The following is a 14130-nucleotide window of genomic DNA, read 5'->3' on the forward strand; positions in this document are numbered from 1 at the left end:
GGACGGATCGGACATACATAAGAGCGGAGTGCAAGTTCCGCCAACCGCGGTCGGGTCATGATCGTCCGCTCGCCATTGCTGATGGGCTGAAAGCCGAGATGAACGGATTTCTGGACGTCTATAGCCTCGTCTTCCTCCTGGTGGCGGTCGCCATCTTCTGGAAGCTGCGAAGCGTGCTCGGCCGGCGGACCGGCAACGAGCGTCCCCCGGTCGATCCCTTCGCCCGCCGCGAGGAGAAATCGGCGTCCGCCGGCGCGGACACCAACGACAACGTGGTCGCCCTCCCCCGCTCCTCCCGCAGCCCGTCCTCCATGTCCGACCAGACCGCGGCGGGCATCGACACCGTCGCACCGGCTGGCTCGGCGCTCAACACCGCACTCCGCACCATCGTCTCCGCCGACCGCAACTTCGACGCCCGCTCCTTCATCGACGGCGCCCGCGCCGCCTACGAGATGATCGTCAGCGCCTTCGCCGCGGGCGACCGCGAAACCCTGCGGAACCTCCTCTCCAAGGAGGTCTATGAGGGCTTCGACGCTGCCATCTCCGAGCGCGAGCAGCGCGGCGAGAAGGTCGAGACCACCTTCGTCGGCATCGACAAGGCCGACATCACCGAGGCGGCCCTGAAGGGCGGCATCGCCCAGATCACGGTCCGCTTCGTCAGCCAGCTGATCTCCGTCACGCGCGACCGCAACGGCAGCGTGGTCGAGGGTGACCCGGCCAAGGTGGGCGACGTCACCGACGTCTGGACCTTCGCCCGCGACACCCGGTCGCGCGACCCGAACTGGAAGCTGATCGCAACCGAGAACGACGGCTGAACCCTGTCGTGTCCGCGCCGACCGATCTGCCCGCCCGGCTCGGGCGAACCGACTTCGGCAGCCTGAAGGGCTGGACCGCCGACGACCACGCGGCAGCCTTCGCAGCCTTCCGCCGCTCCGCGGAACGGATCCTCAGCCACCCCCCGACCACCAAGCCCTTCGGCATCAGCGCCGCCGCGCTGCGCCCGGCTGCCGAGGCGGCGCTCGCCCGCCCGGTGATGCTCGACCGAGCCGAGGCGAAAACCTTCTTCGAGACCTGGTTCCGCCCCCGCCGCATCCGGCCCCTGAAAGGCGGCGGCTTCGTAACCGGCTACTACGAGCCCGAGGTGCCCGGCTCCAGGAGCCGCTCTGACCGCTTTCCCGTGCCGATCCATGCCCGCCCGGAGGATCTCGTCGAGATCCCAGACGAGGCAGACCGGAGCGATCTCGATCCCGCGCTCACCTGGGCCCGTCGCCGTCCGGATGGCGGTCTGGAGCCTTTCCCCGACCGCGGGGCGGTGATGGCCGGCGCTCTCGACGGACGCGGCCTGGAGATCGCCTTCGTGGAAAGCTGGGTGGAGGCCTTCTTCATCCATGTCCAGGGCTCCGCGAGGATCCGCCTCGCCGAGGGCGGCACGCTGCGCGTCAGCTTCGCCGGCAAGTCCGGCCACCCCTATTTTCCGATCGCCCGGGTCCTTGTCGAGAAGGGCCTGATGAAGCCCGCCGAGGCCACCGCCGACGTGCTCCGGCGCTGGCTGGAGGAGAACCCGGACGAGGCGTCCGCGGTGATGGCCCGCAACCGCTCCTACATCATGTTCCGCGAGGCGCCGGTGCCCGACGAGGCGCTCGGCCCGGTCGCCGCCGCCGGCGTGCCGCTGACGCCCGGCCGGTCGTTGGCCGTCGACCGCAACCTCCACACCTTCCACGTCCCGGTCTTCGTCGAGACCGTGCTCGACGGGGCGACCGGCGCCGAGGCGCTTCCCTTCCAGCGGCTGATGATCGCCCAGGACACCGGTTCCGCCATCCTCGGCCCGGCCCGCGGCGACATCTTCTTCGGCACCGGCGACGCCGCCTGGCGGCAGGCCGCCCGCGTCCGACATCCCGCCCGCTTCACCCTCCTCGTCCCCCGGCGAGGCGTCCGTGGCCCGTGATCGACGCCGCCTCGGTCCGGAGGAGGAAGCGCTCTGGACGGCGGTGAAGAAGTCCGTCACGCCGCTCCGCCCGGAGCCGCGCACCCCCGAGCCGCCGCCGGCGCCGCCCGTGCCGGAAAGCGCCGCCACGCCGCCGCCCGATATCGCCGCATCGTCCCAGCACCCCGTTCGGCCCAAGCCCATGAAGCCGGCCATCCCTTCGCTTCAGACGCTCGACCGGCGCGAGAAAAAGAAGCTCGTCCGCGGCACCCTGGAGATCGACGGCCGGCTGGACCTGCACGGGCTTCGGCAGGACGAGGCGCGCGCCCGGCTTCTCGGCTTCCTCTCCACGGTCCAGGCCCGCGGCGGCAAGCTGGTGCTGGTGATCACCGGCAAGGGCCGCCAGGGCGGCGGCTTCGAGGCGCTGCACGAACCGGAGCGCGGCGTGCTGCGCCGGGTGGTGCCCTTGTGGCTCAGCCTGCCGGAATTCCGCCACCTCGTGCTCGGCTTCGAGGATGCGCATCTTGCGCATGGCGGGGAGGGTGCGCTCTATATCCGCATCCGCCGCAGAAAGCCCTGACGCGGCAGGCGTTTGTCTGGAAGACACCGGCATGACACCGTTCGGAGCCAAGGTCCGCGAGCTCAGGACCGCGCGCGGCGTGACCCTCAAGGACATGGCCGAGGCGATCGGCGTCTCACCCGCATATCTCTCCGCCCTGGAACATGGCAAGCGCGGCCGGCCAACCTGGTTCCTGCTGCAGCGGATCATCGGCTACTTCAACGTGATCTGGGACGACGCGGAGGAACTGCAGCGCCTCTCGGAGATCTCCCACCCGCGCGTGGTGATCGACACTGCCGGCCTCGATCCGCGTGCCACCGCCTTCGCCAACCGCCTTGCCGAGACGATCGGCACCCTCGACGCGGGCGCTCTGGACCGGCTGACCCGAGAACTCGAGGCGTCGGCGGTGCGCGGCGGCCGCGGCCGCTGAGGGCCGGATCAGCCGACCTGGAATTCCGGGTCCACCGGGATCTGCATCGCCGTCACCAGCCCGTTCGTCTGCATGGCCATGCCGACAACGGCCAGGAAGTCGCCATGCTGGGCATCCGTCATCCCCTTCGCCCGCGCCGCGGCGGTATGCGAATGGACGCAGTAGGAGCACCCGTTGACGGTGGACACGGCGATGTAGATCAGCTCCCGGGTCAGCGGATCGAGCGCCCCCGGGGCGACCATCACCGCCTTCAGCCGCTCCCAGGTCGCCGCGAGGAGGTCCGGCTGGTTGGCGAGGCCGCGCCAGAAGTTGTTGACGAAGTCCGACTTGCGCGTCGCCCGGATGTCGTCGAACACGGCCTTGACCCGCGGATCGGCCTCGGCCTCGGCGTCGCTCCACAGTTTCACGGTGCTCATTCCCAGTGGCCTCGTCTCGAGTCGAACCAAGGTGCTGGAAGTTAGCGGCCTGCCGCGCCGAGTACCAGGTGTACCGGGCAAGCGTGGTGGGCCTCGCCGTCAGGCCGCGGCAGCCGCCGTCGCGGTAAGCCGGCGGGCGACGTCCTCCGCGCCGGTGATTGCCAGCACCAGATGCGACAAGCGGCCCGGATCGGGCTCCGCGTCGGCCATCGCGGCAGTTGCGGCGTTCTCGATCGCCGTGAAGCCGACGTTGGCGGCCGAGCCCTTGATCGTGTGCAGCGTCCGCCGCATGGTCGGCACGTCTCCCGCCTCGAGCGCCTGCGTCAGATCACCCAGAAGCTGCGAGAGATCACCGAGGAAGCTTGCCACCAGTTCCTCGAAGACATCGGCGCCGAGTTCCTGGACGAGCACCCGCACCCGGGACTCGGAAGCCTCGTCGCGAGGCAGGGCGGCTGGCGCTGCTGGGGCGGTGGCGGTATCCGCCGGTCGGATGGAGGCGATGGCCCGCGTCAGCGAGGTCCGGTCCACCGGCTTGGTGACGAAGCCGTCCATGCCGGCGGCAAGGCAAGCCTCCCGGTCGTCGGTGGAGGCGTTGGCGGTGAGGGCGATCACCGGCACCCGTCGGCCGCGGCCTTCGCTCTTGCGGATCGCGACCGTCGCCTGCAGGCCGTCCATCACCGGCATCTGCATGTCCATCAGCACCACGTCGAAGGGCCGCGCGTTGACCAGCGCCAGCGCCTCCGCGCCGTTGTCCGCCTTGGTGACGACGTGCCCGAGCTTGACCAGCAGCCGCTCCGCCACCTCCTGGTTCACCTTGTTGTCCTCCACCAGCAGGATCCGAAGGGCAGGGCCCTGGCTCGCAGACGGTGCCGCGAGCTTGCGCGGTTCCGAGGCGGCGAAGGTTGCCGGTGTCAGGATGGAGGTCAGCTCCACCGGCCGGTGCGGACCGCCGCTGATCCGGATCCGCGCTGTGCCCTCCGGCTTGGCCGGTTCCGCAACCACGTCGAGGTCCGGGTGGTCGCTTGCCGCCACCGCCATCGCGCCGGCGTGAACGACGGCCCGCCTGAGCGCGTCGGTCTCCAGCACGCCGCGTCCGCGCACCACCACCGTGTGCCCGGCGAGCGGCGCCGGACAGTCGGCCGTTGGCGCAGAGGCAAGCGGAACCTCCGCATGGAACGTGCTGCCGCAACCAACCTCGCTGGAGAAGCCGATCGTCCCGCCCATCCGCTCGATCACCCGCCGGCAGATGGCCAGACCGAGGCCCGTGCCGCCGAACCGGCGGGTGATCGAGGCGTCCACCTGGACGAACTCGCGGAACAGGCGTTCGCGGGCACTTTCGGGAATGCCGATGCCGGTGTCCTGCACCTCCAGCCGCAGCCGCGGGCGCGCTCCGCCGACGGTCTCCAGCAGCCGCACGACCACGGTGCCTGTCTCGGTGAACTTCACCGCGTTGGAGACGAAGTTGAGCAGTACCTGCCGCAGCCGGGCCGGGTCTCCGCCGTACCGGACGCCGCGGGGCGTCAGCGGCGCCAGGATGAGCGTGATGCCTTTTTCGGCAGCGCGGGTCTCCAGCACCCGGATCGCCGTCTCCGCTTCCGCCACCGGATCGAAGGTCGTCTCCTCCAGCTCCAGGCTGTCGGCTTCCAGCTTGGAGAAGTCGAGGACATCGTTGATCAGTTCGGTGAGCGCGAGTCCGCAGGCTTTCGCAGTATCGGCGAACCGCCGCTGCTCAGGCGACAGGTCGCTGTCGAGCAGCAGATCGACCATGCCGATCACGCCGTTCATCGGGGTGCGGATCTCATGGCTCATGGTGGCCAGAAACGCCGATTTCGCGCGGTTTCCGGCTTCCGCCGCCTGCGAGGCGTCGGTGAGCTCGCCGGTCAGCTGCTCCAGCCGCCGGCGCGACGATCGGATCTCGCGCAGCTGCTTGACCAGGAAGGCGATGATCGACGCCATGGAGAGCGCGAGTGCCGCCACCAGGCCGGCCAGCATGGTGTAGAGCTGCTGGACGTAGAACCGGTTTTCCGTCCGAACCGCCGACATCACCGAATTGGCGGTGAGCACCATGGCGCCGGACGCCTTGGCCATCGCGTCGAACGTAACATCCAGCCGGCGCAGGTCGGCGAGCATGGGCATCGCGCCGGCGTTGAAGCGGTCGAACTGCGGAGTCAGTTCCCGCACGGCCCGCAGCACGGTCACCATGTCGGCGTGGAATTTCGGATCGTCGTCGAAGGCGTTGGTGAACGATCCGCGCTGCAGGAGGTCGATGCGGCTGTAGAGGATGTCGAATCGGCGCGACAGCGCCGCGACGCCCTTGGCGTCGATACCCTCGCGCTCGGCCTCGTAGACCGCCTCCGCCACCGCCCGCACCTCGCGGTCGAGCTGGTAGGTCGCCCACAACGCGTCCTCCTGGACGCTGTCGCGCACCTCGCGCTGGTGCGTGATCAGGATCCCGAGCACCGCGAAGGATGCCAGGAGAAAGATCACCGCCGCCACCGCGAGCAGGATGCCGCTCCTGTTGCGCGACGAGAGGGAGGTGGTGAGCCGTCGGGTCATGTCGGTCCGAACCCCGTCCGGGCGCTCCTGGAAAGTGCCCGCCAGCCGGCGGTCACTTCACGTCGATGGTGGCGATCTGCCAGACCGATCGGCTGAAGTAGAGCTCGTTGTAGAGCTGCGGTTCGCTGTCGAAGGGGTAGATGATGAAGAGCGGACCCTTGTCACGCACCGACATCGGCTCGCCGTTCAGCGTGGTGGCGAGGATGACCTCGTGTTCGCGGAAGTCGGCGACGGGAACCTCGACGCTGTAGTCGTTGAGGGCGGTGACCGTCATCGATGTGCCGGTCGCGCCCACGGCGTCGAGGATGGCGCTGCCGAGCGGACCCTTGAAGTCGACCTTGCCCTCGACCCACGGCGTCGCCGTGCTCGTCGTGCGGCTCGCGAGCGCATCCAGCATCGCCATATCGAAGCTGGCGCCGTCCGGGCCGTTGGTGTTGGTGATGGCGCCCTTCACGACGAGGATCACCTCGCCCTTCGGCGCATCGAGCGCGGCAGCGGGGAAGGCGGAAAGGGCGAGGAGGGCGGCCGAGGCGAGAATGGGCTTCAGCATCATCGATAGGATCCTTGGGGTGGTAGCGTGGTTTCTTGGAAAGTCGGAAGACGCCCTCGCCGGAGGACGTCCCCGCCAGACCCGCCCTGTACCGGGCGGTGCCGGGCGAGTGGTGGTCAGGCGCTTTCGGCGTAGTCCGGCGCCTCGGAAAGGTTGCGCACGATCCGCGGCAGCCGCTCCTCGAAGGCGCGCACCACCTGCGGGTCGAACAGCACGCCGGCGTTGGTGCGGATGAACGCGGCGGCGTCCTCCACCGACCAGGCGTTCTTGTAGGGCCGCGGCGAGACGAGCGCGTCGAACACGTCGGCAACGGCGGCGATCCGCGAGGCGATCGGGATCTCGGTCGCCTTCAGGCCGTTCGGATAACCCGTGCCGTCCCAGCGCTCGTGATGCGAGCCGGCGATTTCGGCGGCAAGGCGGATCAGCCGCGATTCCGAGCCGGATAGGATCGCCTGGCCGACGCCGGCGTGGGTCTCCATGGTCCGCCGTTCTTCCGGCGACAGCGGCTCCGGCTTGCGCAGGATCGCGTCCGGCACGCCGATCTTGCCGACGTCGTGCAGAGGCGAGGCGAGGTAGATGTCGCGGCAGAACTGGGCGGTCATGCCGAGCGCCTCGGCGATCTCGCGGCAGTTGCGGGCCATCCGGATCACGTGAGCGCCGGTGTCGCTGTCTCGGTACTCCGAGGCGCGGGCGAGGCGCAGGATGATCTCCTCCTCCATCAGCGCCATCTCGTGGGTGGCCTTGCGCACCTCCTCGGCGAGCCATGCCGCCCGGTCACGCATCTTGTTCTGAAGGTCGCGGAGATGGGCGAGGTTGCGGATCCGCGCCTTCACCTCCGCCATGTCGACGGGCTTGGTCAGGAAGTCCGTCGCGCCGGCATCGAGTGCCGCGTAGCAGACGTCCTTCTGGTCCACGGTGGTGACCATCACCACCGGCACGTCCTCGTAGTTCGGCAGCTGGCGGATCGCCTTGATGAACTCCAGGCCGTCCATTCCCGGCATCATGTAGTCGACCAGCACGAGGTCGAACTGGATATCCCGGGCGGCATCCAACGCCTGGCGCGGGTCCTTGTGCGACGAGAGATCGCTGATACCGGCGTTCTGTATCAGCTTGCCGAGCATGAACAGGTTCGTCGGGTTGTCGTCGATCAGGAGAGCCCGCATTGTCATTCTGCCCCAGGTTTCCACCACTGCGGGACATATGAACAGTAAGATGTGAATATGCGGGAAAAAATGTAAATGAATTAATGTATTCTTCTGATCCCTAGAATGATCAGTATCCGTCAACCGGCCGTTAACCCTGGCCGAAGCCGCGAACAACATGTTCTGGAACGACCCGAATTCCGGAAGAACCAGCGTGAAGAAGGTCTGAACAGACCTGTTGTTTGTGTCGAGCGGGCGGAACAGGTGTTGATGGTGCCGGAAATCCGTCTTCAGGACATGACGTCTGGTTCTTTGCTTCTATGCCATCAGGTTATACAACAGATCCCGGGCGGCAACACCGCACCGAAGACTCCGCAGGACCTCTCTGACAGCAGGGTCGAACAAGAAGTCCGTCGCGCCAGACAACAAGACCCGGGCAGGAAGGAGAACGGCCTCCCTGCACCGGGCTTTTCTTTGTCCGGGGGCCCTGGAACAGCGATCAGGCGATCTTCAGCTCGGCCATGGTGTCGGCTTCCGCCGCCCGCTTCTTGGCGGCGGCGGCTTCCGCGGCCGCCTGGCGCCGCGAGATCTCGTAGGCGATCGCGCCCGCGATGGTGATGGCGATCAGGATCAGCGCCAGCGCGTTCACGGCCGGCGTCAGGCCGGTGCGCACCTTGGACGCGATGTAGACGGTCAGCGTCACGTCGGTGCCGCGGGTGAACAGCGTGGTGTTGTAGTTCTCGAACGACTGGAAGAACGCCAGCACCGCCCCGGCGAACACCGCCGGCTTCAGGTAGGGGAACAGGATTCGCCGGAACACCTGCATGTGGGTGCCGCCGAGATCCAGCGCCGCCTCCTCCAGGGTCCGGTCGAAGCGCTGCAGCCGTGCCGACACCATCAGCATCACGTAGGCGATGATGAAGCTCGACTGGCCGATGACCGACAGATGCAGCCCGCCCTTGACCCCGAGCCGGTCCCAGAACACCAGCGTCGAGATGCCGATGATGACGCCCGGCGTCAGCAGCGGCGATACCATCACCGCGTAGAGCATGCTCTTGGCACGCCGGTGCACCCCGTCGAGCAGCATCGCCGCGGCCACCCCGATCGGCACCGAGATCAGGATCACCGCGATGCCGACGATCACCGAGTTGGTCAGCCCGACCCACATCTGGTTGTCGGCCATCAGCGCGCCGAACCACTGGGTCGTGGTGCCGAGCCAGGGGGTAACCGTGGGGAACTTGCTGGTGTTGAAGGTCGCGATCCCCATCACCGCCAGCGGCAGCAGCAGGTAGATGAAGAAGATCGCGAGGTAGAGCCGCAGGATGAGGTCGGAGGCGGAGGTTCTCGTCGTCATGGTGCTGGGCTCACTTGGCGATGTCGGCGAGGCCGACGCGGAAGATCCGCATCATCAGCATGATGAACCCGACGCAAAGGCCGAGCAGGATGAAGGCGTAGGCCGACCCGCGCGGCCAGTTCTGGCCCTCGAAGAACCAGACGTAGATGGTCTCGGTGAACCACCGCGTGCCGGGCGACCCGAGCAGCGACGGCACGATGTAGCTCGACGCCGCCAGCACGAAAACCATGATGCAGCCGACCGCGATGCCCGGCTTGGCATGCGGTATCACGATCCGCCGGTGGATCTGCCACCACGGCGCGCCGAGGTCCTCCGCCGCCTCCACCTGGTTCATGTCGAGGGTTTCGATGGCGTTGATCAGCGGGAACATCATGAACAGGAGGAAGGCGTAGACCATGCCGATCAGCACGCCGCCGCTGCCGGACAGCCAGCGCACCGGCTTTTCCAGGATGCCGATCCCGAGCAGCGCCGCGTTGAGCGGGCCCTGGTAGGCCAGGATGATGTACCAGGCGAAGGTCCTGAGGATCTCGTTCACCCAGAACGGGATCACGAGCAGCAGCAGGAGCATCGCCGCCCGCTGCGGCTTGGCGAGCTTGGCCACGTACCATGCGACGGGGTAGCAGACCACCAGCGACAGGAGGGTAACGAGGGCGGCGCCCCAGATGGTGCGCAGGAAGACGCGGAAGTCGTTCGGGAAGGTCCACGTCGACCAGTCCGTTCCCCGCACCAGCGAGAGGTAGTTGTCGAGCGTGTAGTAGTCTTCCGGCCCGCCGCGCTTGGTCACCGGCACGTTGGTATGAAAGGAGTATTCCACCATCACCAGCGCCGGCAGCACCACCATCACGATGAGCCAGAACGCCGTCACCAGCACCATCGCCGTGGTGATTCCGAGGCCGTATCGCTTGACGAGCTCCGACATGGGATGCCTCTCCTGGCCTCAGTCCTTGGCGAGCTCGCCGGCCGGCAGCACCAGGCCGTCCGCAGGAGCGAAGCCGACGGTGCGCTCGGCGCCCGGCTGCAGGCTGCCCAGCCGCCCGTCATTGGCGAGTTGCACCAGGATCGGCCGCGGGCTTCCCTCCGGTGCCGACAGCACCAGGTTGGCGAAGCTGCCTTCGAAGTCGAGATGCGCCACCGGCCGCGTTACGCGGTTGTCGCCGGCATCCGCCGGATCGAGCCGCATCCGTTCGGGGCGCACGAAGATCAGCGCGTCGCTGCCCACCGACATCCCGCGCGCGTTGCGCCCGAGGAGCACGCCGGCCGGCGTCTCGACACGGGCGAGCCCGTCCGCCGCCGCCGTGACCTTGCCGCGGAACACGTTGTTCTCGCCGACGAAGGTGGCGACGAACGGCGTTTCAGGCGCGTCGTAGATGCTGGCGGAGGGGCCGACCTGCTCGATCCGCCCGCGCGACATCACGGCCACGCGGTCGCTCATGGTCAGCGCCTCGCCCTGGTCGTGGGTGATGTAGATGAAGGTGAGGCCGGTGCGGCGCTGGATGGCGCGCAACTCGGCCCGCATGTGCTGCCGAAGCTTCAGGTCGAGCGCCGAGAGCGGCTCGTCGAGCAGCATCACCTGCGGCTCGACTGCCAGCGCCCGGGCGATGGCCACGCGCTGCTTCTGCCCGCCGGAGAGCTCGTCGATCCGCTTGTCGCCGGAGCCGGGCAGGGCGATCAGGTCGAGCAGCTCTTCCGCCCGCTTGCGCCGCGCGGCCTTGTCGACGCCGCGCATCTCAAGCCCGAAGGCGATGTTGTCGGCCACCGACATCATCGGGAACAGCGCCAGATTCTGGAAGATCAGCGCCGTCGGCCGCTTGTTGGGTCCGATACCGCGCATATCCTGTCCGCCGATACGGATGGCGCCGCCGGTCGGGTCCATGAAGCCGGAGATCATCCGGAGGATGGTGGTCTTGCCGCACCCGGACGGACCGAGGAAGGAGAAGAACTCGCCGGCCTTGATATGAAGGGAGACGTCGTTGACCGCCGTGAAGTCGCCGAAGCGCATCGTCACGTGGTCGAGTTCCACATCCCGGCTCATTGAACCCCCTGGTGACCCCTGCACGGCACGGTGCCCGGCCGCGGCCCCTGCGGGGCATGGCTCCGGGGCCCCGGCCGGCCGATTTTTTTCGTGTGGCGGTACGCCGGTTTAGGAAAGCGCGAAAATCAGGCGGAAACGAACTTCGTTGCGTATTCCGTGCGCTTGTCGATGAACCACGACGGCTGCTCCGGCCACCACCACAGCTTGGTGAGGGCATCGCCGGGGTAGGCGGCTTCGAAGAAGGCCTTCGCCTCCGGCGCCATCAGCGCGACCGCGCCCTTGGCGACCGGGTTGGCGCTGTAGGCCGCGGCCCACGCTGCTCCGCCTTCCGGCGAGTTGATCCACTTCACCCAGGCGTTCGCCTGCTCGACGTTCTTGGCGCCCTTCATCAGCACGAAGTTCTGCGCCCAGGCGATCGCGCCTTCCTTCGGGGCGAGGTAGCCGATCGGCAGGCCTTCCTTGGCCAGCGCCGCCGCCGAGGTGTCCCAGTTGAAGCCGATCACGCAGCCGTTGGTGCGGAACGCGCCCTGCGCTTCGTTCTCGTTGGACCAGAACTGGGCGATGTTGCCGCGCTTGGCGACGGCGAACTCCAGAACCTTGTCCCAGATGGCGACCATCTTGTCCGGGTCGGAGTAGCCTTCCACGAAGGGATGCGGCAGCTGGCCCTGGCTGTCCAGCCAGCGGCCGGCGGCAGCCAGGCCCGAGTGGCCGCGCAGCGTCAGCTTGCCGGCGTACTTGTCGTCGAACAGGTCGCCGAGCGAAGCGGTGCCGTAGGCGAGCGGAGCCTCGTCCTTGTTGTAGGTCAGCGCCTCGGTGCCCCAGATCGACGGGGAGGCCATCAGCTTGCCGTCCTTCATGGCCGTCAGGAACGACGGCTCGACGTTATCGGCGCCGATCGCGGCCGGATCCCACGGCTGGATGAAGTCGTTGTCGAGCCAGCTGGAGAGGCGGTCGGAGGTCGGCTCGGAGATGTCGAAGGCGCCGTTGGTCGCGCCGCCGGTCTTGGCCTGGGCGACGAACTCGTCCTGGCTGCCGAGGCCGGTGAAGTTGATCTTGATGCCGGTCGCCTTCTCGAAGCTCTCGAACACGCCCGGGAAGGTGGACTCGTAGCCCGCCCATCCGAGGAAGTTGAGTTCGCCCGAAGACGCGAACGCCGAGCGGACGATAGCCGGTGCGGCGAGCGCGACGGCGCCTGTCGCCGCTGCGCCCTTGAGCATGGCGCGACGCGTGATACCTGAAGTCTTGTGTGTGGACATGAGACAGCTTCCCTGCAATTTCGCACGCGGTTGTTATCTGTCCGCCACTCGTCCTTATTAGGGGCGTTCCGGGGCGGCGCGCGGAACCCTAGCTTGGCTGGAAGAAGGTTTCGTGTCGACCGGTTTAGCGCTCTCCTTCACCGAGATGGATACGGCATTGGCCTTGTAGGATTCCGACATCTTTTCGGTTCAACGGCAGAACCGAATGTTTTCGCGCCTGAAAGATAGAAAACTTCCTTCGTATGCGCCCTCCGCTACCGCATGCTCTTCTTCAGGTCGCGCAGGATCTCGCGCGCCGCGTTGTGTCCGGGAATGCCCGACACGCCGCCGCCCGGGTGCATCGACGAGCCGCAGATGTAGAGCCCCTGGATGGGGGTGCGGTAGTCTGCATAGCCGGAGACCGGCCGCTGGAAGAACAGCTGGTCGGTCGACAGTTCGCCGTGGAAGATATGACCCTGCGGCAGATTGACGATCCGCTCGATATCCGGCGCCACCAGCAGCTGCGCCTCGATCACGTCGTTGCGGAAGCCCGGGGCGAAGCGCTCGATCGTGTCGAACACGGTCTTCTTGAAGTTTTCCTTCTCGCTCGCCCAGTCGCCGCCCTTCAGCGTGTAGGGCGCGTGGCCGCCGAAGAAGTTCACTACGTGCTTTCCGGGCGGGGCGAGCGTGTCGTCGACGATGGTCGGCACCACCGGCGTCAGGAACGGTTCCGACGAGTACCAGCCGTGCTTGGCCGCGTCGTAGGCGCGCTCCAGATAGTCGATGTCCGGCGCGATGTGCATATAGGTGGGGTAGGGGAAGCTGCCGAGCACGCCGTCGGCCTTGACCCGGTCGAGGATCTTGTACTGCGGCGGCCGCTCGCAGGCGACGTTCATCTTGAACGCCGTGCCCATCGTCCGGTAGCCCTTGATCTCGCGCACCACCTCGGCCGGCAGATGCTGCTCGCCGACAAGGTCCAGGTAGAGGTGCCGCGCCGACGCGTTGGAGGCGATCGCCTTCGCCCGGTAGACGTCGCCGGTCGCCGTCACCACCTCGGTGGCCCGGCCGCCCGCGACGCGGATCTCCTTGATGTCGGCGTTTGTCACGATGTCGACGCCGACCGAGCGCCCGTAGCTCGCCAGCGACTGGGTGATCGCCCCCATGCCGCCCTTGATGAAGCCCCAGCCGCCGGCGCCCTCGTGCTCGCCCATCACGTGGTGCATGATCACGTAGGCGGAGCCCGGCGTCTTCGGACCAGCGAAGGTGCCGATCGAGGCGTAGTAGGCGAGCACCGCCATCACGCGCTCGTCCTCGAACCATTCGCGGAGGAAGTCGTAGGCCGACATCGTCATCATGTCGACGATCCGGTACATCTTCCGCCCGATCTTGCGGTACTTCCAGAGAAACTCGGCACCCTGTTTGAACGTCCGCCAGTCGCGCCGGGCCGGATCGATCGGCGTCTCCCAGAGGATCTGGCGGACGATCTTGGTCGCCTCCTGCAGATAGGCGTCGAACTCCGGATAGATCGCCGCGTCGTGCTTGGAGAATTTGGCGAACGAGGCCTGCGTCTTCGCCATGTCGTCGGAGAACACGATGTAGGAATCATCGTCGATCGGCGACACCATGTCGGAGCAGGGCAGCACGGTAAGCCCGTGCTTCTTCAGCTCGAAGTCGCGGATGATCCGCGGGTGCAGCAGGCTCATCAGGTAGGAGAAGATCGACGCCTTGAAGCCCGGCGCGATCTCCTCCGTCACCGCGGCGCCGCCGACGATGCTGCGGCGCTCCAAAACAGCCACTTTCAGTCCGGCCCTCGCCAGGTAGTTGGCGCAGACGAGGCCGTTGTGGCCGCCGCCGATGATCAGGGCGTCGTAGCTGCGCGTGGTCGGGCTCGGAACCGAGGACATGGGCGGTCTACCTGCATAGGACGGAAGG

13 protein-coding genes are annotated in these 14130 nt (G+C 67.5%); 4 read left to right on the plus strand and 9 right to left on the minus strand.

Features of this window, described 5'->3' with window-relative positions; genetic code table 11:
- The first annotated feature begins 98 nt into the window (after positions 1–98).
- From HZ321_RS16375 to HZ321_RS16390, 4 genes are read left to right on the plus strand one after another with little or no spacing between them, the layout of a single operon-like run.
- Positions 99–815: a Tim44/TimA family putative adaptor protein gene (locus HZ321_RS16375; RefSeq protein ID WP_181703458.1), complete on the plus strand. Its 717-nt coding sequence runs from the start codon at positions 99–101 to the stop codon at positions 813–815.
- An 8-nt stretch (positions 816–823) separates the two neighbouring features.
- Positions 824–1945 (plus strand): murein transglycosylase A, encoded by a 1122-nt coding sequence (gene mltA / locus HZ321_RS16380; RefSeq protein ID WP_342343864.1) that lies wholly within the window; start codon positions 824–826, stop codon positions 1943–1945.
- Positions 1935–2504, plus strand: a complete 570-nt coding sequence (locus HZ321_RS16385; protein ID WP_181703459.1) for a Smr/MutS family protein — start codon at positions 1935–1937, stop codon at positions 2502–2504. The genes mltA and HZ321_RS16385 overlap by 11 nt, the downstream gene beginning before the upstream one ends.
- Before the next feature lie 31 nt (positions 2505–2535).
- The gene (locus HZ321_RS16390) at positions 2536–2913 is read left to right on the plus strand and encodes a helix-turn-helix domain-containing protein (RefSeq protein WP_181703460.1); all 378 of its coding nucleotides are present in this window, start codon (positions 2536–2538) and stop codon (positions 2911–2913) included.
- Between the two features lie 8 nt (positions 2914–2921).
- On the opposite strand, the gene HZ321_RS16395 is transcribed toward HZ321_RS16390, so the two are convergent.
- The 9 genes from HZ321_RS16395 to HZ321_RS16435 all read right to left on the minus strand — a co-directional run bounded on the left by HZ321_RS16395 (position 2922) and on the right by HZ321_RS16435 (position 14102).
- Positions 2922–3329: a carboxymuconolactone decarboxylase family protein gene (locus tag HZ321_RS16395; protein WP_181703461.1), complete on the minus strand. Its 408-nt coding sequence runs from the start codon at positions 3327–3329 to the stop codon at positions 2922–2924.
- A gap of 99 nt (positions 3330–3428) precedes the next feature.
- Entirely contained in the window at positions 3429–5885 is a 2457-nt protein-coding gene (locus HZ321_RS16400) for an ATP-binding protein (protein ID WP_181703462.1), read from the minus strand.
- Positions 5886–5937: 52 nt separating this feature from the next.
- The gene (locus HZ321_RS16405) at positions 5938–6438 is read right to left on the minus strand and encodes a putative pterin-binding protein (RefSeq protein WP_244635927.1); all 501 of its coding nucleotides are present in this window, start codon (positions 6436–6438) and stop codon (positions 5938–5940) included.
- Between the two features lie 113 nt (positions 6439–6551).
- Complete coding sequence (locus tag HZ321_RS16410) at positions 6552–7604, minus strand: HD domain-containing phosphohydrolase (RefSeq protein WP_181703463.1); 1053 nt, start codon at positions 7602–7604, stop codon at positions 6552–6554.
- Positions 7605–8076: 472 nt separating this feature from the next.
- Positions 8077–8931, minus strand: a complete 855-nt coding sequence (locus HZ321_RS16415) for an ABC transporter permease (protein ID WP_181703464.1) — start codon at positions 8929–8931, stop codon at positions 8077–8079.
- Between the two features lie 10 nt (positions 8932–8941).
- On the minus strand, positions 8942–9850 hold the full coding sequence (locus tag HZ321_RS16420; RefSeq protein ID WP_181703466.1) for an ABC transporter permease: 909 nt from the start codon (positions 9848–9850) through the stop codon (positions 8942–8944).
- A gap of 18 nt (positions 9851–9868) precedes the next feature.
- Positions 9869–10963, minus strand: a complete 1095-nt coding sequence (locus HZ321_RS16425; protein WP_181703468.1) for an ABC transporter ATP-binding protein — start codon at positions 10961–10963, stop codon at positions 9869–9871.
- 125 nt (positions 10964–11088) lie between these two features.
- Complete coding sequence (locus tag HZ321_RS16430; RefSeq protein ID WP_181703469.1) at positions 11089–12219, minus strand: extracellular solute-binding protein; 1131 nt, start codon at positions 12217–12219, stop codon at positions 11089–11091.
- A gap of 254 nt (positions 12220–12473) precedes the next feature.
- Complete coding sequence (locus HZ321_RS16435) at positions 12474–14102, minus strand: phytoene desaturase family protein (protein WP_181703470.1); 1629 nt, start codon at positions 14100–14102, stop codon at positions 12474–12476.
- Positions 14103–14130 lie beyond the last annotated feature (28 nt).

The sequence above is a fragment of the Chthonobacter albigriseus genome, assembly GCF_013839445.1.
In the GTDB taxonomy this organism is placed as follows: domain Bacteria; phylum Pseudomonadota; class Alphaproteobacteria; order Rhizobiales; family Pleomorphomonadaceae; genus Chthonobacter; species Chthonobacter albigriseus.

Bases quoted from the DNA above. Each gene is read 5' to 3' on its own strand.
- HZ321_RS16375 (WP_181703458.1), top strand. From the start codon at position 99: ATGAACGGATTTCTGGACGTCTATAGCCTCGTCTTCCTCCTGGTGGCG.
- HZ321_RS16410 (WP_181703463.1), bottom strand. From the start codon at position 7,604: ATGACAATGCGGGCTCTCCTGATCGACGACAACCCGACGAACCTGTTC.
- HZ321_RS16430 (WP_181703469.1), bottom strand. From the start codon at position 12,219: ATGTCCACACACAAGACTTCAGGTATCACGCGTCGCGCCATGCTCAAG.
- HZ321_RS16435 (WP_181703470.1), bottom strand. From the start codon at position 14,102: ATGTCCTCGGTTCCGAGCCCGACCACGCGCAGCTACGACGCCCTGATC.
- HZ321_RS16425 (WP_181703468.1), bottom strand. From the start codon at position 10,963: ATGAGCCGGGATGTGGAACTCGACCACGTGACGATGCGCTTCGGCGAC.
- HZ321_RS16420 (WP_181703466.1), bottom strand. From the start codon at position 9,850: ATGTCGGAGCTCGTCAAGCGATACGGCCTCGGAATCACCACGGCGATG.
- HZ321_RS16405 (WP_244635927.1), bottom strand. From the start codon at position 6,438: ATGATGCTGAAGCCCATTCTCGCCTCGGCCGCCCTCCTCGCCCTTTCC.
- HZ321_RS16415 (WP_181703464.1), bottom strand. From the start codon at position 8,931: ATGACGACGAGAACCTCCGCCTCCGACCTCATCCTGCGGCTCTACCTC.
- HZ321_RS16400 (WP_181703462.1), bottom strand. From the start codon at position 5,885: ATGACCCGACGGCTCACCACCTCCCTCTCGTCGCGCAACAGGAGCGGC.
- HZ321_RS16395 (WP_181703461.1), bottom strand. From the start codon at position 3,329: ATGAGCACCGTGAAACTGTGGAGCGACGCCGAGGCCGAGGCCGATCCG.
- HZ321_RS16390 (WP_181703460.1), top strand. From the start codon at position 2,536: ATGACACCGTTCGGAGCCAAGGTCCGCGAGCTCAGGACCGCGCGCGGC.